This is a genomic window from Psychrobacter sp. AOP7-C1-14, assembly GCF_052376135.1.
Taxonomy (GTDB): domain Bacteria; phylum Pseudomonadota; class Gammaproteobacteria; order Pseudomonadales; family Moraxellaceae; genus Psychrobacter.
Window position 1 is genome coordinate 46,093 of record NZ_JBQSVH010000013.1, and the last position, 24,360, is coordinate 70,452.

A 24,360-nucleotide genomic window follows, 5' to 3' on the forward strand; every position below is an offset into this window, starting at 1 on the left:
ATAGCGTTCAAGGATATTATTTTTTCATGGTTAGGGTGATTTCGCTGGGCGCATTCTTTGGGGTTCTACCTGATTTTTTAGCATGAGGCGGCGCAACTTCTGCTAGCCATGTTCTTATAGTTTCGTCCTCGCTAGGTAGTAAGTCATAATTAACCTTAATCATAATTGCTTTGATTTGCTGCACCATGTCGCCCGTTCTAATAGCCTCGCTTTTATCCAATGACCAAAGATAATCAGCGATTGCTTTGGCGCTACTTATGAAAATAGGTTTTTCAATATTTAGCTTAGCAATTCCCTTTAACTCATCAATGCTATCAGGCGCATCTATTTTATTTTTTAGCTGCTCGTTGAGGGCTGCATTATCAGCGTTCGCTTTCTCAAGCTGCGCTTTGAGTTCTTTTATCTCGTTTTGATTTTGCTTGTAAGTATTTCTAGCAGTGAATAACCTAGCGTTGAGGTCGCTATTCTCAGCTTGTGCGCTTTCTAATTTTGTGAGTAGTTCGCTGTCTTGTGCTGTAGGCTCATCGCTGACAGAAACGGGCGCAAGTGAGGCTATATAGCCGTCCAGTTCACGCTTCGAAAATCTGATTTCGTCCGCTTCAATATGTGATAGCCTACCTTTTTCAGCATCGTTCAGCCCGTTGGGGTTTTCATAGAATAAAAACAATCCATCATCATAATCTGCAAATTCTGCGGTTTTCCTTTCAATAACTCTATAAATCTTGACCCCGTCACTTGGTAGTTTCATATAGTCATCGTAACCACAAATTTCCTCAGTTAATAACCTATAAGTGAAGTAAGCAGCAATAACTTCTGTATGTAAAACTCCCTGATAATCTAATTCGCCCACATAGCCATGGTAATAAAAACAAGGTGTAATTTTCTTTTTCCTAGCTAAGTCTCTCAATTTAGTATTATCAACAGATAGTCCACTTTCATTATTAGGATTAATATTAGTATTGATTAGCTGAATTGTCTCACTTAACGTTAAGTAGTCATCTTCACGATTTTTTTTGTGTTGAGTAATGTCGTAAGTCCGCCCGTACACATCATGAACCATATCGTTAGCGGCTTGGCTTCCCTTGAAAATACCGTGTTTTGTGATTGGCTCAAATGCCATTACATCGGATTTTTGAAAGTAGGTTGTATTGGCGTCATTACCTAGACCTAGAAAATAACCATTATAAGGCTCAAAATTATAACTTTCGTCCATATAAAGTATGATTAAATTTTCATCAATATTATGGGCATCAAGATATTTGACTACCTCATCAGGTGCGCTATTGGTCGCATTTGCCATAGTATTTATAACATCTGCTACTAGAATATAATCGTCCTTTCTAGCCTCTAACTCTTTGATTAAAACACTCATATTTACACCCTACACCCTTAAAAAAAGTAGGAGTGAGGCGGTGACAGCATAAGGGTGTAAATTGCTGTCGTTCGGTTCATGACTACCTAGCCTCACAAGTGGAATGACAGCCCTTGAGCTGTCAAAACTGGTTAAAAACTGTCTAATATGGGGGTTTTGTCAGTTATGGCAGTGCTGTTTTAGGCTTGTTTCTCTTTTTTACTCTTAAAATCAGCATGAATAACGTTATCAAACTTGCCAGCCTTAATATCGTCTAAATAGTTCGCCCATTTGGTCATCATGCGCGTTCTATCCTCTATTGCCGTCATGCGGTTGTATGCTTTGCCGTACTTATTCAGCATTGCGTGACCTAGTGCCAGTTCGGTGATTAGCTCATCATAGCCCAGTCGTTCCATTAGCATGGTTTTTGCGCTGGCTCTAAAACCGTGGGGACTGTGAATGTGCTTGTAACCTTTGCCGTCATTCATTAATTCACTGTTTAGCACCTTGTTAACTTCTTGCATGTGGTGATAGGGCGCTTTTTTGCGTCTGCTATTATGGAATACATGTTTTTGTTCGCCTGTCAGTGGTTGCATACGCTCTAATATAGCCATAGCTTGCGGTGCTAATGGTATGACTATGCTGTCCACCATGTCGCCCCGTCCTTTGCTCTTTTGCGGCTCTAAATGCCACTGCTTAGCGTTTAGGTCAATGTCTGCCCACTGCATGGCGCAAGCGTCACCAATGCGGACAAACGTTAAAGACAGTAGCTGTAATATGCTTTTGTTATATAGCTGGCGTGCATCATCTAACTGGTCAATGTCGTTTAGCAGTTTGGCAAATGCGGTAACGTCATTACTTAACGCTGGGCGGTGTTTGACCTTGTGATTTTTTAGCGTTCCTTGTAGCTCGCTTGCTGGGTTGTACTCAATCACCATATGAGCTTTTGCAATCTGTAAGATACTTTTTAATAGTGTTCTTACTCTTAACCCTTTGTAAGTGTGCTTTTTTTGAATGCCATTAATAAACTTGATAACGATGCTGGGTGTTATGTCTGTAACTCTCATATGCCCTAGCTGACTCTCAATCGGTTTTAGCAGTTCTTTATTCTTGTTAATAGTGCCTATAGATAGGTTTTTGCTGTCTTGAATATCGCGCCATTCATTGATGAAGTGCTGCAAGGTGTTTTGGCGGTCTGTTATCTCTTTTTGCTTGGCATCGGCTCTATGCTCTATTGGGTCTATACCCTTAGCTAATAACTGCATGTTGTCGCTGTGGTATTGACGGGCATCGGCAAGGCTCAACGCTGGGTATTGTCCTAGCGTCATGTATGGGCGTTTGCCAGTAATGGGGTGGGTGTAACGGTGTCTAAAGTCGGCGGTAGCGTCTTGGCTATCTTTATGCGGTCTTATGCGTAGCTCTAAGCCTTTATAGCCAGCTATGGGGTGGTTGGCTGTCTTAGCAGTCTTGATAGTGTCTTTGATTGCTTTCTTGATTTGGGTGTCAGTTGTTAGGTCTGCTTTAGCCATTGTCTTATTACCTTTATTTGGTAGCCATTTTGGTAGCCATTTGGTAGCCGTTTTCACATTTGCACTAACGTTATCACAAGTGATATATTATCAGCAAAGGCACGTAAAATAAAGGGTTTGAGGTTATCAGGTTTTATCAGGCTTTATCAAAATATGACCTCTCATCAGGTTGCTTTTTTTATGGAAATTTTTCGATTACAAAGTGCTATTGATTTTAAGAATTAACATCGTCAGGTAATAACAGATACTGGTTTAATAGAGATGTAATGGATAAGGTTGTATTATGAAATGGGAAAATTGGCTTTCAATTGACTGGCAACAAGTGCTTGGAATTTCTTTATCTGCAGTAGGTTTTTATGTAGGGCTCATGCTGTTTACTCGGCTAATGGGTCTGCGTAGTTTTTCTAAGTTATCAAGCTATGATTTTGCAATGACAGTTGGTATCGGTAGTATATTGGCATCGACTGTGCTGTCAGATAAGCCATCTCTATTTCAGGGATTATTTGCTGTTGGGGTGTTATTTTTAATCCAGGGTATTATTTCAGTCATCAGGCGTAAGATAAAGCCACTAAAAGCGCTGATAGACAATCAAGCTATTATTATAATGGCTCACGGTAAATACTTAGAAGATAATCTAAAGGAAGCCAATCTTAGCACTAGTGATGTCCAAGAAGTTCTACGTAAAAATGGCATCAAAGCGAAAACAGAAGTATTTGCGGTAATTATGGAGACGACAGGTGATATGAGTGTCATTAAGAATAATAATGTCGAACCTGATTGGTCTTTATTTGATGATATACGTGACAGTGAATTATTAATTAATTCTAGTAAGAATGGTAAATCATAGGTCTAGATAGACTAGTTATTCTTATCTATTAACTTCAAAGAGATAAATAATAACAAAATATTAAGTAACCTCAAGGCTGAGAATGCTATAAAGGTACGAGTATTTAAGATTATTGCATCCAAAAGTCGTAGAACAAAGTGCTTATAGACTACCTATTGCAGAATGTTGACAAATTTATGACGCATTATTCACGGCGGTGTCTTGACCTTATCTGCCTGCTCACGCAAGATACATAGGTCTGATAATAACGGTTGGCTTAGCTTTAACAGACTTCATTAGTAAGAGGTACAATGCTAATATGCTCTTAGATATTGGCTCAACTTTCTTAATTAACTATATTCTGTTGATGTAGTAATAACCTTGAGCAGTATTTTGAACGACAATTTGAACCACAACGAAACTTTGGTTCTTAACTGATAATTTTTAACTCATAACATTAATAAACGAGGAACGTATGAAAGCATTAGTAGCGGTCAAGCGTGTCATTGATTATAACGTAAAAGTTCGTGTAAAAGCCGACAACTCTGGCGTTGACTTATCAAACACTAAAATGTCAATCAACCCTTTTGATGAAATCGCAGTAGAAGAAGCGGTTCGTCTAAAAGAAGCTGGCGTCATTGATGAGATCATTGTTGCTTCAATCGGTCCAAAAGAGTCACAAGAGCAGATTCGTGCAGCCTTAGCGTTAGGTGCTGACCGTGGTGTGTTAGTAGTAAGTGACGAAAAACCATATCCATTACAAGTTGCTAAGATTCTAAAAAATATTGCTGAAACTGAAAGCACTGATATTATCTTGCTAGGTAAACAGGCAATCGATGATGACAATAACCAAACTGGTCAGATGCTAGCAGCATTGATGGGCATTGGTCAGGGTACGTTTGCATCAGAAGTGAAAGTTGAAGGCGACAAAGTAAACGTAACACGTGAAATCGATGGCGGTCTACAAACGGTTGCTCTTGATTTGCCAGCAGTTATTACGACTGATCTACGTTTGAATGAGCCACGTTATGCTAAATTGCCTAACATCATGAAAGCGAAGAAAAAGCCACTTGATGAAAAAACGCCAGCTGATTTCGGTGTTGATATGACATCTAAGCAAGAGATTATTAAAGTTGTGCCACCTGCTGATCGTAAAGCTGGTATTACAGTAGGTTCAGTAGATGAGTTGGTTGAGAAGCTAAAAAACGAAGCTAAAGTAATCTAAGACTTCGTTACGGCATATCATGTACAGAGTTACCTGTTTGATTAGGTTGATTTAATATTCGCCATACCCGTAATTTTGTACACAGACAATCTCATGACGTGAATAGACGATACGAATAAAAAAGGACTAAAACCATGGCAATTTTGGTATATGCAGAACATGACAATGCCAGTCTAAAAAAGGCAACTTTGAACACTATCGCTGCTGCTAAACAAATGGGTGATGACATCCATGTATTGGTTGCTGGTAGTGCTGCACAAGCAGCGGCTGACGAAGCGGCAAAAGCGGAAGGCGTGACCAAAGTACTATTGGCTGACAACGCTGCTTATGAGCATCAATTGGCAGGTAACGTGGCGCTATTGGTTGCTGACATTGCTGGTGATTACAACCATATCCTAGCGGCTGCAACCACGACTGGTAAAAACTTCATGCCACGCGTTGCAGCGTTACTTGACGTAAGCATGCTGTCGGAAATCTCAGGTGTGGTAGATGCGCAAACGTTTGAGCGTCCTATCTATGCAGGCAATGCGACAGCAACAGTGAAAACAACAGAAGACAAAGTTGTCCTAACCGTACGTACCACTGCGTTTGACCCAGTGGCAAGCGAAGGCGGTTCAGCGACTGTCGAAACTATCGATAACGTACAAGAAACTGGTAAAGCTAGCTTCGTTAACGAAGAAATGGCTAAGTCAGATCGTCCAGAGTTGACCTCAGCTGGTATCGTGGTTTCAGGTGGTCGTGCATTGGCCAACGGTGAAAACTTCACTAAATACATTGAGCCATTAGCTGATAAGCTAGGCGCTGCTGTTGGTGCTTCACGTGCTGCTGTCGACGCAGGATATGTACCGAACGATATGCAGGTTGGTCAAACGGGTAAAATCGTTGCACCGCAGCTATATATCGCAGCTGGCATCTCAGGCGCGATTCAGCATTTGGCTGGTATGAAAGATTCTAAAGTCATCGTTGCTATCAACAATGACCCAGAAGCACCTATCGCTAGCGTTGCTGATTACTTCTTAGAAGCGGATCTATTCGAAGCACTACCTGAGCTAACTAGCAAGGTTTAATATATATTCAAAGAACGACTAAACCGCTACGGTGTTACCCTTCTTAGATGTACTACTTATACAATCTGCAGTCGGCTGCCTTGTATCGGTTTTAGATTTCTTTGACTATTATCAGTAGTAGACGTATAAGAAAAAACCCACTATCAATTGATAGTGGGTTTTTTTATGCTTGATAGGTAGGGTTTTAATAACGGTTATAAATGAGTGCTAAGAGTAATTTCTTTGACGTAAGGTTTCATACAGACATAGAGACCCTGCAATTGCTACATTTAAGCTCTCTTGACCATTCGGCTGCGGTAAGGCTATCGGTGTGGCACATTGCATTAGATCGTCGCTGACGCCTTGGCCCTCGTGACCCATAACCCAAGCCACGGGCGTAGATAAATCGTGATCGTAAATGATAGTATCTGTGTGTGAGCTGGTCGCTAGCAGTGATACTTGTACTTGATCTAAAATATCTTGCGTACTCAAGCCTTCATAAATAGTCAGGGCAAACTGTGCACCCATACCTGCTCGTAGCGTCTTGGGAGACCAAGCTTGAGCGGTCGCACTGGTACATAGGATGTTGCGGATACCAACAGCTGCTGCTGTGCGTAGTAGCGTACCAACATTCCCACTGTCCTGCACGTCGTTCAAGATTAAGCAGTCTTCATCGATCATTGACAGGGTAGGTGTCGGTACTTTAATCATTGCCATGATATCGATGCCAGTACCTAAGCTGCGAATGCTCTCATAAAGTGAGTCTGACAAAGTCAGAATAGGTGTATAAGTGGGCAGACGAGTGAGTACCTGTTGAACTTCAGGGTGGCTACGCGCTGACTCAGACAGTAGTACCTGGGCGAAAGGGTAGTCACTGCGTAGCGCAGCATCTATTAAATGGACGCCTTCTATGACTGTCTGACCGTTCTTTTTACGTTGTCGTGCTTGTGACAGTAGTGCTTTTACAAGCTTCACGGTTGTGTTCTTATCTGAGGTAATCAGCTCGGTGGGATTTAATACCATAGTGGACCGCTTAGAGAAGAGTAAAGGAGTTGTTTAAATAATCAGCAAAATGTCTATTATTAATTTAGCATTCTGCTGGCTATTTCTAAAAAGTGCGTAAGACAGTTATTTTTCAGAATAATTTACGTGTAAGTCTTTTACGTAATCAACTTCGTTTTTGCTACCGAGTACCACAGGAACACGCTGATGGATATCAGTCGGTTCGATATCTAGAATACGATTGACGGCGTCTGTCGCACCGCCACCTGCGCGTTCAATCAATAGGCTCATTGGGTTGGCTTCATACATTAAGCGCAGTTTACCTGCTTTATGAGCATATTTGGTATCAAACGGATAAGTGAATAAACCACCACGGCATAAGATACGATGCACATCACCTACCATAGCAGCGACCCAGCGCGTATTAAAATCGCGTCCACGTACGCCAGTTTCACCAGCGATTAGTTCGTCAATGTATTGCTGCATAGGTGCGCGCCAATAGCGATAGTTTGAGCTATTAATAGCATACTCGCTCGTATCGGCATCGATTTGAACATTGTCTTCTATCAGCACATAGTCAGAAGTCTCTGGATCTAGGCTGAACATCACAACTTTATCAGCGATAGTCAGTGCTAGGACAGTAGAGGTACCATATAGCAGATAACCGGCTGCTAACTGTTTATTGCCTGCCTGCAGGTAGTCACTGTTTTCACTGGTCTGACCTTGATGCTCATACGGTAAAACAGAAAAAATCGTACCCACTGCCATATTGATATCGATATTTGATGAGCCATCTAATGGGTCAAATAAGACCAGTAGGCTACCATCATTATTAGCAGGAGTCGCGTCATCAAGCTCTTCTGAAGCCACACCAGCACAATGTGTGTTTTTTGCCAATGCATCTAGCAGTAAGTCATTGGCCAGTACATCAAGTTTCTTCTGATCTTCGCCTTGAACGTTTTGGTTACCGGCTTCGCCCAAAATATCTGCTAACGCCCCTTTTCTGAGCAATTGTGAAATCGTCTTACCGACATCAGTGACAGTGGTAATTACGTCGTTGAGTGCAGGGCTAGTGGCATGTTGGTTTAGATAGTCTGCTAAGGTCGTCATAAAGCTTCCTAATAAATGGTATGGAAATAAAAGAACGGATATATGTCAAAGTAAAGGAGTAGGCAGGATTCAGCACACCTAAAATAGGTAAATTCTCAAATAGCTAATACGGTATCTTTGTCCCGACCACAAAATCGGCTACACTATATCTATTGTTATTCATTTATAGTTTTGTCAGAATTATTCTCTATGAGAATACAGCATGTTTACTCATGCTTTCTGATTGTCTGCTGAGGCTATTTTTCGGTCGAATTTTATTACGGTAAATTGTAGCAAATAAGCGTCAAAATGTCCTTTGTATCTATGCCTATCAGTGATAAATGATCGAACAAAGATGAATAAGTGATTACTATAGACTCATATAAACCCACAATAAAGACTCGCCATTATGTCAAATTCTATCGATAGTAGCGCTACACAACCAGTCTCACCGACTGATTATGCAAAATTTGATCCCAATACGATTCACCAAAGGCTCAATACGTCACTGAGTCGTCCGCAGCTCAACACCGATGGCGGTATCAGGCATTTCTTAGGTGTTGAAGGTCTCAATAAAGCACAGCTCAAAGCTATTATCGCAAAAGCAGAGACTTTCTTTGATGAAAATGGACAGCTAATTAATCGTCCTGAGTTGGATGGCTATACAGTAATGAATCTGTTTTTTGAGCCATCGACTCGTACGCGGACGACATTTGAAGTGGCGGAAAAACGCTTGGGTGCCAATGTACTCAATATCGATATCGAACGCTCTAGCACCAAAAAAGGCGAGAGTCTACGCGATACGCTGTGGAATCTACAGGCGATGACCGCGGATATTTTTGTGGTTCGACATTCAGCATCGGGTGCCGCGCATTTTATGTCAACAGAAGTCACGCCTGATATTGCTATCATTAACGGCGGTGATGGTTGGCATGCGCATCCTACTCAAGGAATGCTCGATATGTTGACCATCCACCGTGAGGCACCGCGTCCATTTGAGGAACTGTCTGTTGCAATCGTTGGTGATATTAAACACTCACGTGTAGCACGTTCTGATATCAGTGCATTGCAAACATTAGGTGTGACAGACATCCGTGTTTGTGCGCCGCGTACTCTACTGCCTAAAGGTATCGAGCGTTTTGGCGTAAAAGTATATGAAAACATGGACGAGTGTGTCACTGACTGTGATGTGATCATGGGCTTGAGAATACAAAACGAGCGTATCGGTTCGCCACTATTAGCATCATCAAGTGAATACTATAAGCATTATGGAATTACGCCAGAGCGAGTAGCGCTCGCCAAGCCTGATGCATTGGTGATGCACCCAGGGCCAATGAACCGAGGTGTTGAGATTGCCTCTAGTGTGGCTGATGGTGCACAATCTGTTATCTTAAAGCAGGTAAATAACGGTATTGCCATTCGAATGGCAGTCTTATCGCTTGCGATGGAAGGTCAACGTGCTCATCAAGCGGCTGGCAAGTAACCGTCTACCACGCGACTTATTCTCATTTATTTCATTTATTGATACGGTAATAACGTTATGTCCACCATGCTTAATACGGATGCACCCATTTTTAACCATTTACCAAAAGCATTCAAAGATGCACTGCCGCAATCCGCAATAGAAAAACTGTCTACATTCGATTCTGGACGTGAGACGTGGTTACTACCACCACTAGTAGATCTATGCGCACGCTTGCGTGAGCCAGGCCAACAGCAACACGGTACGCTAAAATCAGAAGGCAGTGCTGCCCGTGGTAATGGATTCTTGCATGTGGTTACACCGCCCGATACCAATCCTATTTTAGAAAACGGCTCACTCTTAAAAGGTTTACGCGAGCGCGCCTTGAGTGATGGCGGTATTTACTTACATATCTTGGGTGCGTTGACCACAGGACTAGAGGGCGAACGACCGTCTAATATCGCAGGGCTCAAAAAGGGCGGCTGTATCGCAGTATCCAATGCGCGTAGACCTTTTCGCAATGACTTAGTATTGCTACGCACACTAGAGTATGCGGCAACCTTTGGTATGAAAGTATTCTTTTATTCTAATGAGCCAAGTCTATCTGGAGATGGCGTAGCACATGAGGGCTATATCGCCTCTTACCATGGTCTGCAAGGGATTCCTTGGATTGCGGAAACTGTTGCCTTGTCTACGCAGCTATTAATGGTTGAAGAGACCGGAATCGCTGCTCATTTTAGTCAGCTATCCTGTAAGTCTTCCATTGAGCTTATGCGTTGGGCAAAAGACAAAGGTCTGCCTGTTACGTGTGATGTTGCGATGCATCAGCTTTACTTAACCGATGACAATCTTGAGGGCTTTAATGCTCAGGCGTATGTGTTACCACCGCTACGTAGTAACACTGATCAGCAGGCAATCCGCCGCGGATTAAAGGATGGTACTATCGATGCTATCTGTAGTCATCATGAGCCACTAAATAGTACGGCTAAAAAAGCACCGTTTGCTGAAAGTACACCCGGTATTTCAAACTTCGATACTTTTATGGCGTTAGCTTGTCAGCTAGTACATGATGAGGTATTAACCTTGGAGCAACTCGTTGATAAAATCTGCCTGAATCCTGCAAAAATCGCTGGTATTAGTGAGCAATACGAAGCGATAGGCGGTGCAGTATTAGTCGACCCCAATCTTGAGTGGCAAGTAACCGCGCAATCTATGCTGTCAAGTGGTAAAAACACGCCGTTTTTCAATCAGCAGTTGCAAGGACGTGTTGTGGAGACATTCTTTGGTTAATCTGCCCCGACAGGATAACCATCTGCCGCCATCCTCGAAAGATAATGGGGTTGCCATGAATGGTCAGCAAGAAAAACCGCGCAGTACAGCGAGTGAGTCTATTAAGGCGGTGGCCATTTATGAGGCAGTGAAAGGTGTTGGTGCGTTACTAGGAGCAGGGGCGTTATGGTGGTGGCATACCAATCTTGAGCATTGGCTGACGACGGTCACGGTTACTTGGCAGCGCAGTTTCGGTCATCTGCTTGGCCCGCAAATCGACAGTGCTGTACGTATTGCTCAGCAGGCAAGTAAAAACTGGCCGATGTTTTTGTTATTGATATTTGCTTACGCCAGTTTGCGCTTCCTAGAAGCGTATGGCTTATGGCATGACAAAACATGGGCATATTGGTTTGGGGTATTAGGTTATGGGATATTTATTCCTATAGAAATCTATTATCTGATCGTTAGCCCATTTGACTGGTTTAAGCTTGGAATATTGGTCTCTAATCTGCTCATTGTTATCGTAGTTTATCGCAATATGAAACGTAAAGGTTTGATATAGCGTTTAAATTAAAACAAAAAATCCAGCATAAGATAATTATCTTATGCTGGATTTTTTATACCCACTATATTTGCGCTTTACACATCTACTGTCTTTTCATCGGTACGAATGCTTTTAGCGACTTTCCCAACGCTCAGACCTTGTACCAAGATAGAGAAAATCACTACTGCATAAGTGAGTGCCAATAAAATCTCGCGTTCAGTCCCGATTGGTAGCTGCAATACTAACGCGACTGAGATTCCTCCGCGTAAACCGCCCCATGTCAGAACTTTCCATGCGCCCGTGGGCAAGTCAAGCTGACGGTGAAAGCTCTTGGTTGTCATACCAACAACGATAAAACGTGCAGCGAGCGCAATAAAAATCGTCAAACCACTTGCGATAAATAAGTTGCCGGAATAAGCAATCATCACCACTTCTAGACCGATAAGCACAAACAAAATCGCGTTTAAAATCTCATCGATTAATTCCCAAAACAAATCAATATAGTGACGTGTCTTATCACTCATCGCCAGCTCGCGACCACGATTACCAACCATCAGCCCCATCATCACCATGGCTAGTGGCCCTGATAAATGCCAATGACTGGCCAGCGCGTAGCCACCGATAACGCCTGCTAATGTCAATAACACCTCTTCTTGATAGCTATCAATACTCTTGAGCAAGCAATATAAAATTGCACCAAGTACCAGTCCGAATACCACGCCGCCGCCAGCTTCGACTGCCAATGTATGTGCGACGTAGTTGGCAGTCGGGATATCGCCACTAGATAAAATACCCAGCAATAAAACAAAGATAACCACGCCGATACCATCGTTAAACAATGATTCGCCCGCGATGACGGTCTCGATGCTTTTTGGCGCACCTGCTGATGACAGGATACCCATGACGGCAATAGGATCGGTAGGGGAAATAAGCGCACCAAACAATAGACACCACAGAAATGGCAGATCAAAACCGAACAATGGCAACATAAAGTAAATCGCGGTCGCGATGAGCATCGCTGATATGATCGTACCAAGACCAGCAAGGATGCCAATAGGTAACTTGTAGCGTCTTAAATCACCAATATTGACGTGTAATGCGCCTGCGAATAGCAACATCGACAGCATGCCGTCTAGTAATACTTCGGTAAAATCAAGCTGTTCTAATAAACTGACTTCGTAATCAATCAACTGATCAAATCCTAAAAAGCCCAAAAATATCGCACCGATTGACAGTAAGATAGAGATGACCATGACACCAATAGTGGTCGGTAAACCAATAAAGCGGTGATTAATATAGGTTAATGAAGCAGTGATCGATAAGAATATGGCGCTGATTTCTAGTATGGTGAGGCTGGTTGCAGATGCCATAAGGAGTAGATCTCATATAAATATAAAAATTATCCAAAGCGCGTGGCTTATAGAGACGTTATAAGTATTTTTAGCTACAGGTATTGTGATGATAGTTAATGTGTTTACAAGGGCTGATACGGCCATCTATTTAAACGATTAGTTGGTCATATCATTAACTAGACTGTGTCTGTAACGCTTGACGAATATCGGCTTCAAACTCACTGACATAATTGAAGTGCTTGTGCTGTGCATCATTATCAAGGATGAACTCCTTGGCTTGTTCACACATAGCAATTAAATCATCGACCAACTCTTGATAATTCAAATTCTCTTCTCCCGCTCGTTGAATCAGATGTAATTCATGTAATAGCGTTTGCTGCTGCGCGCTGTTTACCCGTGCATAATCCAAATTGACCATTGCCTGACATAATGCTTTTAAAACCATCAAGTCAGTCGCTGCATAACGACGTATCTCGCCAAGCGATATATTGATAAAGTCAGAAATCTTGGGGGTGTGAGTGACTAGTGTCAGTATTGCCAGTCGTTTTTGCTTAACAGAGGTTTCAGAAGTATCGTCGGTTTCTGACTGCGGTATATGAAAATGATAAGGGCTTGGCGGCTGACGACGCATCATAATGCTCAGACAGCTGGTCAGAGACTGGACGCAATTGACCGCAGTCTTTGGATCATTAATACCGGGGGATAGTGCACGCACAGCAATTTCCGTCATCTGGCCCAAGCTATAGGCAATATCGTTAGAGTGCGCCAATCGTTGCTCAAGTCGCAGGCAACCTGCAAGACGTTGCCAAAACAGTCCATCAGGCGCTCGCGGTATCACAGCAAGATGCGGGGTTGCTGTTCTTTGTTGGTTATTTGGATGAGACGCAGGTCGCTGATAGAAATAACCAATGATATTTCTGTCAGTAATGTAATTACCAATATTGACATGCATCTGTACCACGCCGCCGTACTCTTGTGACAAGGCAATCAATGACTCAAGATAAATCTGTTGTAGATAACCAGTTTGGGGTGAGTAGATAGGCATGGCAGGCCAGTTTTGGAACTGCTCGATATCATGGTGCTCAGCATCGCGTTGATGTTGGATATCGCACCTATCGTTGTACCAGTAATGAATGTTTGCAAGCGCATCGTTGCTAGCGTTTTGAATGACGTGTGACGCTTGAATGGCATGAACCATATGCTGCACAAAATAAACCAAAAGTAGGGCACAGACAATCGCCATGATAATGGCAAAAGTCACTGCTAACTGGGGTACACCAAAAGCCACATCAGATTTATGGATAGACTTCAACACCAGCAAGCTATAGCTAAAGGTACCGATAAAAGCGCCAAGGACAAACTGATTTGGGGTGTCAGTCAAAAAATTACGTAGCAGTCTTGGACCAAACTGTGAGGATGCCATCGATAGTACTGCGATCGTAATCGAAAACGTCGTACCTGCCACGCCCAATACGGCACCAGCAATAGCGGTCATAATAGCGCGTGCAGCTTCATCATCACCAGTGAAAGCAAAGGAGATCTCTTTTACCGTTTCGCGATCGAAATTTTGGTCAATAGCGACTAATAAAGGGGCAAGTAAAATACCGACAATAACGCAAGCTGTCGGGATAAACCAGTAGGTACCGATAAGCCATTGCCAAAAATTATTTAAGCGATCAGGAAAGTCGGTTAGCGTTTGTATCGACCACAACTTTGTGAACTGCTTAAGCCTAGTTTGACTTGCATTAATAGTACGTGTCCAGACACTGTCTCCATTATCTTTGTTCACTGTGATTAGCCTTAGGGTTATCTGCTTCTGTAATAATAGCGTTTTTATGCGCACGTCTGGTCGTATCTGTCTCGCTATGACTATCACTTGTCCCTAGAGGTATGAGGGCTTCATTGTCGTGATCATCATATTCAATATCACTGTCTTTATCATAAGCCATAGGTTCAAGATGCGGTGAAGATTCGAGGTTTGCGTTATTACTGTTATAGATACTTGCACCATGTCCATCTAGCTTATCATGTCGTGATACATTTTCAGTTGCGTCAGAGGTTTTTCTAAATAACTTACCATCATCGTCATGTTTACTGATAGATTGTTTACGAGGTTCGCTATTAGCAAAGATAGTATTCAGTGGCAAGTATAATTGCCGTTTGGCATATGCTTCGGTGTTTTCAAAACGTTTTACCAGTAAACTCAGCCAAGGTTTCTGACCTTCTAATTTCATTTCATCCAACTCGTCCTTGATAGGAAGCGGATAGGGCAAGGTGCGATAGAAGTCCCACAATGTCATTCGACTCAAGTCTCTTTTGAGTACGTAGTCATCATCATCTGTCATGGTGATAAGATTACAGTCTTGCAGGTAATTGATATAGGTATACCATTTTGGCAGCTCTTTACGTCCTAAGACATTACGCAGGGCTTGCTCGCTAACGGCTTCACCTTTTAAATGGTGGGTATAGACTAAGTTCAACATATCTAACAAACTGAGTAATGGGTGACGAGGATAAACCTCTTCTGTCTCAAAAATCGTCAAGGTGTAACTAATTTCAACACCCAATAAAATCAAATTCCACGACAAATAAATCCATAGTAAAAAAATAGGCAATGCAGCAAAGGCGCCGTAAATCGCTTCGTAGCTGGTAAAGTTAGTCATTACTGTACCAAACAGGTGCTTCATTAATTCGAAAATAATAGCCACGAACACGCCAGCGATGGCTGCATTTTTTGCTGGTACGCGTGCCTTTGGAATAAACCAATACATACCGATAAAGCCTGCCGTCGTAATACCAATCGACACCATTTGTACCCAAAAGCTCCAGTCGATACCATAACCTGCAATTTGGCGGTTAAGAAAACTCAGACTCTGTACGGCACTTGACGCGATAAAAGCTGTACCCAGTACTAACGGTCCTAAGGTAACGATAGTCCAATAGCGCAGCATACTTTTGATACCGCCAGAGCGATCTTCCACTCGCCAGATCTGGTTAAACGCACGCTCGATAGTGGTCAATGTCATGATAGTCGTCAAGAATAAAATCATGGCACCAATAATGGTTAGGTTAGATGATTTTTCAGCAAAGTTATTGATGTACTCACTAACTTGCATGCTTGATTGAGGCAATAGATTGCTATAAATGACGTCATAAATCTGAGCTCTGACTGACGCGAGTGCTGGTACGGACGACAAAATCATCAGTAATACCGTCAATACGGGCACAATCGACAACATAGTGGTATATGTCAATGAAGCCGCTTTTTGTTGGCAGTTATCTTCAAAAAAGTGCCGAATTAAAAACCGTAAGAACTGAAACCAACACTGCTGTAAAAACGGGAATTTTTGAGATAATTTTTCCATGTCGACCATCAAGCAAAAGTAAGAGTGACAATAGTGTAACAAAGATGAACAGTTATCATCTGCGGTTTAATTGTGTCTACATGCACTATATAGAGCATCAGATACAATATAAGTTAGGTTATCAATCATGGTTATTTGCATGACAGTGAATGACTCGGGCATAATGTGCACATATTCAACAATGCCAGTTAGTCGTATATTTCACCGCATTTTTGGTGGTTAGTACGGTTAACGATTTTATAAGGAAGCTTTGCTAATGAGTCAGACCGCCCCTTATGTTTTAGTGCTTTATTATTCTAATTACGGTACGACTAAGACGTTAGCATATGCTATTGCTCAAGGTATTGAAGATGCTGGCATGACTGCGCGTATTCGTACGGTACCGACAGTGGCACCTGAAACCACATCAAGTAAGCCTGCGATACCTGATGAGGGTGACTTGTACTGTACGATGGACGATCTTAAAAACTGTAGTGGTCTTGCGCTTGGTAGTCCAACGCACTTTGGTAATATGGCAGCGCCTATGAAGTATTTTTGGGATAACACCGTGACCTTATGGCTGGCAGGAAACCTACAGAACAAACCTGCATCAGTGTTTACGGCTACAGGTTCTATGCATGGTGGTCAAGAGACTACATTGCTGACAATGATGTTGCCGCTGATGCATCACGGTATGGTCATCGTAGGTGTACCTTATGCAGAGCCAGCACTGAATCGTACGCATCGCGGTGGTACGCCTTACGGTGCCAGCCATGTCAGCGGTGCATCGCATGATCAGCCAATATCTGCTGACGAACGAGATTTGGGTATTGCGCAGGGTCGCCGTTTAGCGATTACCGCAGCGGCATTAGCACAGGCTAAATGGAACCGATAAGCAATTTTTATAAACCTGCTATCTCGAATTGTCTAAGTCTCAAAATCTACGAGAGTTACATTATTAATGTTCAGCAGTATATTATTCATTTAGGAAATCAAAATATCTAATGGCTACCACCCGCTCTACTACAAAGCCTCAAAAAACGGCTAAGCCTATCACACCCATTGCACGGCGTTTGATGGTGACGTGGTTAATTTGGCTCGTTTATAGACTGCTCGGATTGCCTATCTTTATTAGTATCTTTAATCCTAGTAGCCCTGATATCGTTGGCGGTATTGCTTGGCAGGCATTATGGCTCGTGCCAGCATTGATTCTGACCCCTTGGATATTGCGCGGTCGTTCACCTTATGCACTGTTGATAAGCAGTATGTTTACCCTAGTATATTTGGGTGCGAGTGGGGTGGTGCTATTTACGCGTATATATGGCAGCAGCTGGGCTGAAATTGCTGTGTATGCAATGGACTTCTTATTACTGCTGGCCATTAATGTTTGGCTATTCATTTTACTCAAACGTTTGCCTTCAATGAACAACGTTGTGAAGAAACCCCGTCAGTGATTTAGTCTATTTGATACTTATTAAGTTATATCTAACCATTTAAAACCATAAAAAAGCGGCGCTCCAAATAGAGCGCCGCTTTTTTTATTTATCACTTTAAAAATAAGTAGATTAGTTGGCTTTAGTCAATTCTAAATCCATTTTCTTACCGTCGTTAATTTGGCTAACTTTCACAGGTAGGTAGTCTAAGCTTGGTGCTAACCAAAAGCTGGTAGAGCGACTATTGTCATCGTGGATGCGGTCAACACGAACCGTATCAAATGTACCTGCTGGTACGGTAATTTTAGTGTTGCCTGATTTTTTAAATGGTGTCTTCTCGATTTTGTTTTTCTTCGCCATGTAATAATTACCAGAGAATTTACCGTTTAATAAATCTTGGCGAATCTGTACCTCAAGGCTTAAATCATCAAAGGCTTGTTGCGACATATTCATAGTCGTCGACTTGCCTTTATAGTTACTGGTAACTTTTTTGCTGCTCGGACTAAAGTCTAGTTTATGTGTGCGACCCATGCCGAGTAGTTTGTAAGTGGTGCTAGCTTGCGTCGGACTGACATTGTTGCCATTAATCGTAAAGGTGCTGTTTTGCGAAGCGCTAGCCACACCAGCAACGCGAGCCTTAACCTTATACTTCCAAGTATTACCAGATTTGCTTAGCGTACGGGTTGCTGTGCCTTTGTATTTGTCTTCGACGGTAAAGCTATAATTGGCAGTTGATGGTTGAATAGTTTTTGCGCTAGCAAGGGTAGGTGCGGTCATACTTAAAGCTCCAACTGTAGAAATACTAATACCCGTTACTAAGGCAGATAAAAATTTAGATGGACGGCGTTTTGCGTTATTAGCCGACTTATTAGCATTGCCGCTTGATAGTTTTTTGTGCATTGATGAAAAACTCATAGATACCCCTTCATTAATTTATTGCCGATATAGCAACTTTTTCGTTCGTTCTTATTATGTTTACCAGACTTATAATGGTCATACGCTGTTACATTTTCAAGCGTGGTGTTATACCGCTTCGTGTAGTGCGTGTAGCAAATGTTTCTATAGCCAATTTCGTATTAATCAAAATATAGGCTTAGATAGATAATATTTTTGAATATCGCTATTTCTTATCCTTTGTTTGATTAGTCTCTCGACCTTAATAAACATTATTCATTGATATGGAATGTTGATCGATAAATTTTTGCAAAATAATCTTGTAAATTTTTGGGCTTTACACTTGAACCAAACTCATCTTGCCCCCACTTTTTGATACAAGCTCAAGGCTTATCTACAAAGCATTGTTTTTGGCAGTGTTCCCTATAGATACTGGTGTTGAGACATTAATTCAAATAAACCCTTAATTTTATCAATCAACTTTTGGAGTCATATCGATGAACATTCGTCCTTTACATGACCGTATTGTCGTCCGCCGCATAGAAGAAGAAACAAAGACTGCTGGTGGTATCTTGCTTCCTGGTTCAGCACAAGAAAAACCTTCACAAGGTGAAGTGCTTGCTGTTGGTAATGGTCAAGTTCGTGACAACGGTGACACTCGTGCGTTAGATGTAAAAGCTGGCGACAAAGTGTTGTTCGGTCAATATGCTGGTCAAACTGTCAAGGTCGACGGTGAAGAATTATTGATTATGAAAGAGTCTGATGTATTGGGTGTGCTAGAAGGTTAGTCCTTGTGAGTATTATTTTATACTCAGCACATTTGAATCACAGTTTCTGATAACCGCTTTTGATAAGCGAATATCAAATCAATCAATTGTATTCTCATACTTATAATATTGGAGTAATTTAACATGGCAAAAGACGTAAAATTCGGCATTGATGCCCGTAAACAAATGATGGACGGCGTAAACGTTCTAGCGAACGCAGTACGTGTAACATTAGGCCCTAAAGGTCGCAACGTAGTTATCGACAAATCATTTGGCGCACCTACTATCACGAAAGACGGTGTTTCAGTTGCCAAAGAAATCGAGCTAGAAAACAAATTCGAAAACATGGGCGCTCAGCTAGTACGTGAAGTAGCGAGTCGTACTAATGATGTTGCTGGTGATGGTACAACTACTGCGACTGTATTGGCTCAGTCTATCTTGCAAGAAGGCATGAAGTCAGTTGCTGCTGGCATGAACCCAATGGATCTTAAACGTGGTATCGACAAAGCGGTACGCGAGGCAGTTAAGGAAATCCATAATCTATCAACACCAGCTGACGATCACAAAGCAATCGCTCAAGTGGGTTCTATCTCTGCAAACTCAGACACCAAAATCGGTGAGCTGATCTCGCAAGCGATGGAAAAAGTTGGTAAGCAGGGCGTTATCACTGTTGAAGAAGGTTCAAGCTTCGAAGATACCCTAGAAGTTGTAGAGGGTATGCAGTTTGACCGTGGTTACATCAGCCCATACTTCGCAAACAAGCAAGATAGCCTAACGGCTGAATTTGAAAACCCATATATCTTATTGGTTGACAAAAAAATCAGCAACATCCGCGAAATCGTGCCACTACTTGAGCAAGTCATGCAGCAAAGCAAGCCATTGCTAATTATTGCTGAAGATGTAGAAAACGAAGCATTGGCAACACTAGTTGTAAACAACATGCGTGGCGGCTTGAAAACTTGTGCTGTTAAAGCACCAGGTTTCGGCGATCGTCGTAAAGCAATGTTAGAAGATATCGCGACTCTAACTGGTGGTACGGTAATCTCTGAAGAGATTGGTCTAAGCTTAGAGACTGCTACTCTAGAACAACTTGGTACCGCTAAGAAAGTCACTGTCGGTAAAGAAAACACCGTTATCGTTGATGGCGCTGGCAACAAAGCTGACATCGAAAACCGTGTTGAGTCTATCAACCGTCAGATCGCTGAATCTACTTCTGACTACGACAAAGAAAAGCTACAAGAACGTGTTGCTAAGCTAGCAGGCGGCGTAGCAGTGATCAAAGTCGGTGCAGCAACCGAAACAGAAATGAAAGAGAAGAAAGACCGTGTTGACGATGCGCTACATGCAACTCGTGCAGCAGTTGAAGAAGGTGTTGTACCTGGTGGTGGTGTTGCCTTGGTACGTGCGATCAGCGCATTGTCTGAACTTCAAGGTGAGAATGACGATCAAAACGCAGGTATGAATATCCTTCGTCGTGCGATGGAAGCGCCATTGCGTCAAATCGTGACCAATGCTGGTGAAGAAGCATCAGTTGTGGTTAATGAAGTGAAAAACGGCAGCGGTAACTATGGTTACAACGCGGCAACTGGTGAGTACGGTGACATGCTAGAGATGGGTATCCTTGATCCAGCTAAAGTATCACGCTCAGCACTAGAGAATGCAGCATCTGTTGCAGGTCTAATGCTAACCACTGAAGTGATGATCACTGATCTACCACAAAGTGATGACGGTATGGCTGCTATGGGCGGCGGTGCTGGTGGAATGGGCGGTATGGGTGGAATGGGCGGCATGATGTAATTTATGCCTCGACTAAATTTGTACGACGTTGTTAACCTCGCTCGATGTACATTGAGTACACTCTTTACTTGGTTGCCTAGTCGTACTGCTTTAGTCAATCTATAAAGCGCTTTGCACTAGATTTATAAATATTCTGTGGAAGTGTTTGAACTGCCAAAAGCTCTGCTATCGAAAGGTAGCAGGGCTTTTTTGTGTTTTGTTTATTGGAAAGCTTTATCTTTAGATGATATCGAAATCGATATGCTAACTTGTTGGAGTTCAATATTTTCATGACTTATCAAATAAATTTCAAATTAGCTACTTTTATCTTTATATCGAAATTTTATACAGCAAATCAATAAATGTTACATAAATATTTCTATTTGTATATAATGCACACTCTTAAAACTAAACTATTTTTTACTTTACGTGTTTACATTCAATATATTTAAGAAAAGGAGTATTTATTGAACATTAACTCACCTGCCATTTTAGTAGTAATGGTTACAGCTTTAATTATGAGTGGCTGCGCTAGTAAGTCTACGAAGATTCCTATAACTTACGTGTCGCCAAACGAATATGCCAGTCTTAGTTGTACTGCTCTCGAAAATGAAATGAGAGATATATCGCAGAGAGTGGCCACTATTACTGGCCAAGTAGATAAAGAAGCCTCAGCTGATGCATGGCAGATGGGCGTTGGATTGGTGCTGTTTTGGCCTGCACTTTTCTTTTTAGAGGGAGGAGACGGTGCACTACAGTCTAACTACGCTCTTTTGAAAGGTAAGTATGAAGCTGTTTCAACGCAATACAATAGAAAGGGATGTGCTGACACGACTCAAGAGAGTAGTAGTTAATTCTACTCTAACATATCGTATCTATGAGCTTTCGATCAGTAATACTAAAAAACCCTGCTAATTTTAGCAGGGTTTTTTAGTATTATTAACATCAATTTAAATTTTCAATTAATAATCTATTAGGATATAGTTGATAGAGCGAATATATTCGCTGATGGCGTTTTGGTTCAGAAGTAATAAATTAACTCAAAAGGAATTCACAATGAAGATTTTATCGATTGCAATGGTAGCATCAGCCTTAGTGTTAGCTTCTGCTAGTAGTTCAGCGGATCCTGTTGTTCAGAAAGATATGGTGAAAGTTCAAGCTAGTCAATCCGTAGATATGCAGATGCCATCTGACAATAGAACTAATAGTTTGAGCGAAAGACGAATTTATAAAAAGACAGTGGATTCATCTAGACAGGTTGGTTGGGCTACAGAAGGGTCTAGAAATGCCAAGATTCAAAAAGCATCAAAAGATATTATTAATCAACTCAAAAAAGAAGTAGATGAAAAAACGCCTGAGGAGTTCATAGCGTTAATAAAGAGAATGGAGTCTAATAGTAAGTTTTCATTCAATTTAACACAAGCTATAGGAACCCAAGACAAAGAAGAAGCAAACTCTCTATTAATGAAAGCTACAGGCAGTAAGATGTATATAGACTACACAGATATCAACTCTGAAATATTAACTTTGAAAATCTGTGCCTCTATAAACGGAGTAAGGCGTTGTTTTCCAAGTCAACGACCAGGCAAAGGTCGTATTAAATGTCCTACATTTTAAATAATCATTCAGCAAATTAGTATTCATAGACCATATAAAATAGAGAGATTAAGCATGCTAACGCTATATGGTCTATAGCGTTAGCAAATAGTACTCAATAAATTTAACCTTAACTACTTTTCTTAGCATATATCCTAAGCAATAGATTAAATCTACTGATCCATCGTATTCTTTCTAAACATAAGTCTTATCATCATACACTTTTTTATAATAGCAATATTCTGTCAAATTTGAATGAACTCACTATGGTCTTGCTACTCACGAATGATCGAGCAAGATACTGTCTTCCTAATCAATATAAAAGAACCTCACACAAAAATAGGTAAAGTTGTCTTATTGATTACCTTTCTCACTGATAAATGCGTGTGTATGTCTTTTACGCTAGCAAGCTTATTTAGCTTACGTGTGAACCGCTCATAACCATCGAGATTGGGGCTTACCACTTCTAATAAATAGTCATAAGAACCCGATACCACATGTCCATTAATGACCTCGTCCATATTGGACAAGGCTTGTTCGAAAGCTGCAATAGAGTCTTCTTGGTGATTGTTGAGACTGACCTCCACAAAAAAACTCATCGTAATGCCCGCTTTGGCTTTATTTATGTTCGCTTGATAGTTCTCTATATAACCTTCGTCCTCTAGACGTTTTAGGCGTCGTGCGCAAGGAGATGGTGACAGTCCTATGCGTTCGGACAGTTCCGCCGTAGATAAGCGCGCTTCTCTCTGGAGTACTTCCAAGATATGGCGATCAATTTTGTCCATAATTTACCTTTTGGCTTTTTAAGCCAATAATTTTTGTTTAATTAGCATTATCCACCAAATAATTGCAAAATTGCAATGAATAAATAGAGATAAAAGCGCGTATTTTAATCGATAATTGGTCTTTGTATACCAGCATAAGACACGACTATGAATACGATATTCCATCCCTCATCACGCAAAAATCCTTTGTTTATTATGTCGCCACTAACCAAAGGCTATGTGGCTATGAGCGTCGTATTATTAATTTGGTCAGGATTTGCGTTGACTGTCCGAGCGGTTGGGGCGTCGTCGTTAAGTATTGCGGATGTCATGCTCATTCGCTTTAGTGTACCGCTAGTCTTATTGACTCCTTGGATACTCTCTAGTGTGAATGAAATCAAAAGCATAAGACTGCCAGATATCATGTTTATTTTACTTGGTGGCGTGCCTTTTCTTTTATTGGCTGCTTTTGGTGCCAGTACGGTGCCAGCAGCTTACGTTGGCACTATTTTGACAGGGACACCAGTCTTCTTTGCCGCATTATTGTCCTTTATTTTTTATCGTCAGCGAATATCATTAAGGAAATTTGCCGCATTAGTCCTTATTCTTTTTGGTATCGCTACTATGATTGGCGGACGTGCACAGGCAGTACCCAATAGCCTTCTGTATGGTGTGGGGTTATTGTTGATGGCAAGCCTGATTTGGGCGGGTTATACCTTGGGATTAAAAAGCACCAAGTTGAGTCCAATAACCATCGCTATCGTGCTTTCTTATACCTCTTTTTTTCTGACATTAGTGATGGTTCTGTCTGGTATGGTAGAGACGAATATAGGGTCTGTATCTTTTGATGACGCGCTTCCATTTATCCTAGTACAAGGCCTTGGTGTAGGGGTGGTATCAACCATTGCATTTTCTTATGCTGTCAAACAACTAGGCTCCATTCGTACCTTATTACTTGGCTCTTTGTCCCCAGGACTAACTGCCATACTCGCTGCGCTGATACTCAATGAGTCTCTATCAGTTATCATGATATGCGGTATCATACTCAGTACCATTGGCGTCACCTGGTCTAATCGAGCAAAATAAATTAA

The 24,360-nt window shown here is 41.7% G+C and carries 22 protein-coding genes; 13 read left to right on the forward strand and 9 right to left on the reverse strand.

Annotation, left to right across the window (positions count from 1 at the left end; genetic code table 11):
- Positions 1 to 16: 16 nt before the first annotated feature.
- Entirely contained in the window at positions 17 to 1,372 is a 1,356-nt protein-coding gene (locus ACT3QN_RS09600; RefSeq protein WP_443547801.1) for a coiled-coil domain-containing protein, read from the reverse strand.
- Between the two features lie 179 nt (positions 1,373 to 1,551).
- On the reverse strand, positions 1,552 to 2,937 hold the full coding sequence (locus ACT3QN_RS09605; protein WP_444529186.1) for a tyrosine-type recombinase/integrase: 1,386 nt from the start codon (positions 2,935 to 2,937) through the stop codon (positions 1,552 to 1,554).
- 226 nt (positions 2,938 to 3,163) lie between these two features.
- On the opposite strand from ACT3QN_RS09605, the gene ACT3QN_RS09610 reads away from it, so the two are divergent.
- The 3 genes from ACT3QN_RS09610 to ACT3QN_RS09620 all read left to right on the forward strand — a co-directional run bounded on the left by ACT3QN_RS09610 (position 3,164) and on the right by ACT3QN_RS09620 (position 5,998).
- Complete coding sequence (locus ACT3QN_RS09610) at positions 3,164 to 3,727, forward strand: DUF421 domain-containing protein (protein ID WP_444529187.1); 564 nt, start codon at positions 3,164 to 3,166, stop codon at positions 3,725 to 3,727.
- Positions 3,728 to 4,181: 454 nt separating this feature from the next.
- Positions 4,182 to 4,931 (forward strand): electron transfer flavoprotein subunit beta/FixA family protein, encoded by a 750-nt coding sequence (locus tag ACT3QN_RS09615; protein ID WP_444522814.1) that lies wholly within the window; start codon positions 4,182 to 4,184, stop codon positions 4,929 to 4,931.
- A gap of 134 nt (positions 4,932 to 5,065) precedes the next feature.
- On the forward strand, positions 5,066 to 5,998 hold the full coding sequence (locus ACT3QN_RS09620; RefSeq protein ID WP_444522813.1) for an electron transfer flavoprotein subunit alpha/FixB family protein: 933 nt from the start codon (positions 5,066 to 5,068) through the stop codon (positions 5,996 to 5,998).
- A 207-nt stretch (positions 5,999 to 6,205) separates the two neighbouring features.
- Here the strand turns inward: ACT3QN_RS09620 and ACT3QN_RS09625 are convergent, their stop codons facing one another.
- Positions 6,206 to 7,000, reverse strand: coding sequence for a TrmH family RNA methyltransferase (locus ACT3QN_RS09625; protein WP_444529188.1), 795 nt, complete (start codon positions 6,998 to 7,000; stop codon positions 6,206 to 6,208).
- Positions 7,001 to 7,105: 105 nt separating this feature from the next.
- Positions 7,106 to 8,089 carry a class 1 fructose-bisphosphatase gene (locus tag ACT3QN_RS09630; RefSeq protein WP_444529189.1) on the reverse strand — a complete coding sequence of 328 codons (984 nt, stop codon included), beginning with the start codon at positions 8,087 to 8,089 and terminating at the stop codon, positions 7,106 to 7,108.
- Between the two features lie 388 nt (positions 8,090 to 8,477).
- Here ACT3QN_RS09630 and ACT3QN_RS09635 point away from each other — a divergent pair, with 388 nt between their 5' ends.
- Genes ACT3QN_RS09635 through ACT3QN_RS09645 form a run of 3 tightly spaced genes read left to right on the forward strand, consistent with a single transcriptional unit; the run spans position 8,478 to position 11,361 of the window.
- Positions 8,478 to 9,551, forward strand: a complete 1,074-nt coding sequence (locus ACT3QN_RS09635; protein WP_444522810.1) for an aspartate carbamoyltransferase catalytic subunit — start codon at positions 8,478 to 8,480, stop codon at positions 9,549 to 9,551.
- Between the two features lie 57 nt (positions 9,552 to 9,608).
- Positions 9,609 to 10,820, forward strand: a complete 1,212-nt coding sequence (locus tag ACT3QN_RS09640; RefSeq protein WP_444529190.1) for a dihydroorotase — start codon at positions 9,609 to 9,611, stop codon at positions 10,818 to 10,820.
- Positions 10,813 to 11,361, forward strand: a complete 549-nt coding sequence (locus tag ACT3QN_RS09645) for a DUF2127 domain-containing protein (RefSeq protein ID WP_444529191.1) — start codon at positions 10,813 to 10,815, stop codon at positions 11,359 to 11,361. The genes ACT3QN_RS09640 and ACT3QN_RS09645 overlap by 8 nt, the downstream gene beginning before the upstream one ends.
- A gap of 77 nt (positions 11,362 to 11,438) precedes the next feature.
- Here ACT3QN_RS09645 and ACT3QN_RS09650 read toward each other — a convergent pair whose 3' ends face one another.
- The 3 genes from ACT3QN_RS09650 to ACT3QN_RS09660 form a co-directional block, all read right to left on the reverse strand.
- Positions 11,439 to 12,713 carry a cation:proton antiporter gene (locus tag ACT3QN_RS09650; protein ID WP_444529192.1) on the reverse strand — a complete coding sequence of 425 codons (1,275 nt, stop codon included), beginning with the start codon at positions 12,711 to 12,713 and terminating at the stop codon, positions 11,439 to 11,441.
- Between the two features lie 154 nt (positions 12,714 to 12,867).
- Positions 12,868 to 14,484, reverse strand: coding sequence for a DUF2254 domain-containing protein (locus ACT3QN_RS09655; RefSeq protein WP_444529193.1), 1,617 nt, complete (start codon positions 14,482 to 14,484; stop codon positions 12,868 to 12,870).
- Positions 14,471 to 16,060, reverse strand: a complete 1,590-nt coding sequence (locus tag ACT3QN_RS09660; RefSeq protein WP_444529194.1) for a YihY/virulence factor BrkB family protein — start codon at positions 16,058 to 16,060, stop codon at positions 14,471 to 14,473. Before ACT3QN_RS09660 ends, ACT3QN_RS09655 begins: the two co-directional genes overlap by 14 nt.
- Positions 16,061 to 16,316: 256 nt before the next feature.
- Between ACT3QN_RS09660 and wrbA the strand changes: the two genes are divergently transcribed.
- Together wrbA and ACT3QN_RS09670 are read left to right on the forward strand one after the other, a co-directional pair.
- Positions 16,317 to 16,934, forward strand: coding sequence for an NAD(P)H:quinone oxidoreductase (gene wrbA / locus ACT3QN_RS09665; protein ID WP_444529195.1), 618 nt, complete (start codon positions 16,317 to 16,319; stop codon positions 16,932 to 16,934).
- 109 nt (positions 16,935 to 17,043) lie between these two features.
- Positions 17,044 to 17,493 carry a hypothetical protein gene (locus tag ACT3QN_RS09670; protein ID WP_444529196.1) on the forward strand — a complete coding sequence of 150 codons (450 nt, stop codon included), beginning with the start codon at positions 17,044 to 17,046 and terminating at the stop codon, positions 17,491 to 17,493.
- A 111-nt stretch (positions 17,494 to 17,604) separates the two neighbouring features.
- On the opposite strand, the gene ACT3QN_RS09675 is transcribed toward ACT3QN_RS09670, so the two are convergent.
- Positions 17,605 to 18,387, reverse strand: a complete 783-nt coding sequence (locus tag ACT3QN_RS09675; protein ID WP_444522804.1) for a DUF3108 domain-containing protein — start codon at positions 18,385 to 18,387, stop codon at positions 17,605 to 17,607.
- Positions 18,388 to 18,863: 476 nt separating this feature from the next.
- Between ACT3QN_RS09675 and groES the strand changes: the two genes are divergently transcribed.
- From groES to ACT3QN_RS09695, 4 genes are all read left to right on the forward strand, one after another.
- Positions 18,864 to 19,154, forward strand: coding sequence for a co-chaperone GroES (groES, locus tag ACT3QN_RS09680; RefSeq protein WP_444522803.1), 291 nt, complete (start codon positions 18,864 to 18,866; stop codon positions 19,152 to 19,154).
- A 123-nt stretch (positions 19,155 to 19,277) separates the two neighbouring features.
- Positions 19,278 to 20,930 (forward strand): chaperonin GroEL, encoded by a 1,653-nt coding sequence (groL, locus tag ACT3QN_RS09685; protein WP_444521753.1) that lies wholly within the window; start codon positions 19,278 to 19,280, stop codon positions 20,928 to 20,930.
- A 446-nt stretch (positions 20,931 to 21,376) separates the two neighbouring features.
- A complete protein-coding gene (locus ACT3QN_RS09690) occupies positions 21,377 to 21,763 on the forward strand; it encodes a hypothetical protein (protein WP_444522802.1) in 387 nt (128 codons plus the stop codon).
- 202 nt (positions 21,764 to 21,965) lie between these two features.
- On the forward strand, positions 21,966 to 22,526 hold the full coding sequence (locus ACT3QN_RS09695; RefSeq protein ID WP_444522801.1) for a hypothetical protein: 561 nt from the start codon (positions 21,966 to 21,968) through the stop codon (positions 22,524 to 22,526).
- Between the two features lie 308 nt (positions 22,527 to 22,834).
- Here the strand turns inward: ACT3QN_RS09695 and ACT3QN_RS09700 are convergent, their stop codons facing one another.
- Positions 22,835 to 23,290 carry an Lrp/AsnC family transcriptional regulator gene (locus tag ACT3QN_RS09700; RefSeq protein ID WP_444522800.1) on the reverse strand — a complete coding sequence of 152 codons (456 nt, stop codon included), beginning with the start codon at positions 23,288 to 23,290 and terminating at the stop codon, positions 22,835 to 22,837.
- A gap of 147 nt (positions 23,291 to 23,437) precedes the next feature.
- Here ACT3QN_RS09700 and ACT3QN_RS09705 point away from each other — a divergent pair, with 147 nt between their 5' ends.
- Positions 23,438 to 24,355 carry a DMT family transporter gene (locus tag ACT3QN_RS09705; RefSeq protein WP_444522799.1) on the forward strand — a complete coding sequence of 306 codons (918 nt, stop codon included), beginning with the start codon at positions 23,438 to 23,440 and terminating at the stop codon, positions 24,353 to 24,355.
- Positions 24,356 to 24,360 lie beyond the last annotated feature (5 nt).

What these genes read in the sequence shown, in the direction of transcription:
- ACT3QN_RS09670 (WP_444529196.1), top strand. Translation starts at nt 17,044, where the DNA reads ATGGCTACCACCCGCTCTACTACAAAGCCTCAAAAAACGGCTAAGCCT.
- wrbA (WP_444529195.1), top strand. Translation starts at nt 16,317, where the DNA reads ATGAGTCAGACCGCCCCTTATGTTTTAGTGCTTTATTATTCTAATTAC.
- ACT3QN_RS09650 (WP_444529192.1), bottom strand. Translation starts at nt 12,713, where the DNA reads ATGGCATCTGCAACCAGCCTCACCATACTAGAAATCAGCGCCATATTC.
- ACT3QN_RS09695 (WP_444522801.1), top strand. Translation starts at nt 21,966, where the DNA reads ATGAAGATTTTATCGATTGCAATGGTAGCATCAGCCTTAGTGTTAGCT.
- ACT3QN_RS09635 (WP_444522810.1), top strand. Translation starts at nt 8,478, where the DNA reads ATGTCAAATTCTATCGATAGTAGCGCTACACAACCAGTCTCACCGACT.
- ACT3QN_RS09660 (WP_444529194.1), bottom strand. Translation starts at nt 16,060, where the DNA reads ATGGAAAAATTATCTCAAAAATTCCCGTTTTTACAGCAGTGTTGGTTT.
- ACT3QN_RS09700 (WP_444522800.1), bottom strand. Translation starts at nt 23,290, where the DNA reads ATGGACAAAATTGATCGCCATATCTTGGAAGTACTCCAGAGAGAAGCG.
- ACT3QN_RS09640 (WP_444529190.1), top strand. Translation starts at nt 9,609, where the DNA reads ATGTCCACCATGCTTAATACGGATGCACCCATTTTTAACCATTTACCA.
- ACT3QN_RS09600 (WP_443547801.1), bottom strand. Translation starts at nt 1,372, where the DNA reads ATGAGTGTTTTAATCAAAGAGTTAGAGGCTAGAAAGGACGATTATATT.
- ACT3QN_RS09615 (WP_444522814.1), top strand. Translation starts at nt 4,182, where the DNA reads ATGAAAGCATTAGTAGCGGTCAAGCGTGTCATTGATTATAACGTAAAA.
- ACT3QN_RS09675 (WP_444522804.1), bottom strand. Translation starts at nt 18,387, where the DNA reads ATGAGTTTTTCATCAATGCACAAAAAACTATCAAGCGGCAATGCTAAT.
- ACT3QN_RS09625 (WP_444529188.1), bottom strand. Translation starts at nt 7,000, where the DNA reads ATGGTATTAAATCCCACCGAGCTGATTACCTCAGATAAGAACACAACC.
- ACT3QN_RS09610 (WP_444529187.1), top strand. Translation starts at nt 3,164, where the DNA reads ATGAAATGGGAAAATTGGCTTTCAATTGACTGGCAACAAGTGCTTGGA.
- ACT3QN_RS09705 (WP_444522799.1), top strand. Translation starts at nt 23,438, where the DNA reads ATGAATACGATATTCCATCCCTCATCACGCAAAAATCCTTTGTTTATT.
- ACT3QN_RS09620 (WP_444522813.1), top strand. Translation starts at nt 5,066, where the DNA reads ATGGCAATTTTGGTATATGCAGAACATGACAATGCCAGTCTAAAAAAG.
- ACT3QN_RS09630 (WP_444529189.1), bottom strand. Translation starts at nt 8,089, where the DNA reads ATGACGACCTTAGCAGACTATCTAAACCAACATGCCACTAGCCCTGCA.
- groL (WP_444521753.1), top strand. Translation starts at nt 19,278, where the DNA reads ATGGCAAAAGACGTAAAATTCGGCATTGATGCCCGTAAACAAATGATG.
- groES (WP_444522803.1), top strand. Translation starts at nt 18,864, where the DNA reads ATGAACATTCGTCCTTTACATGACCGTATTGTCGTCCGCCGCATAGAA.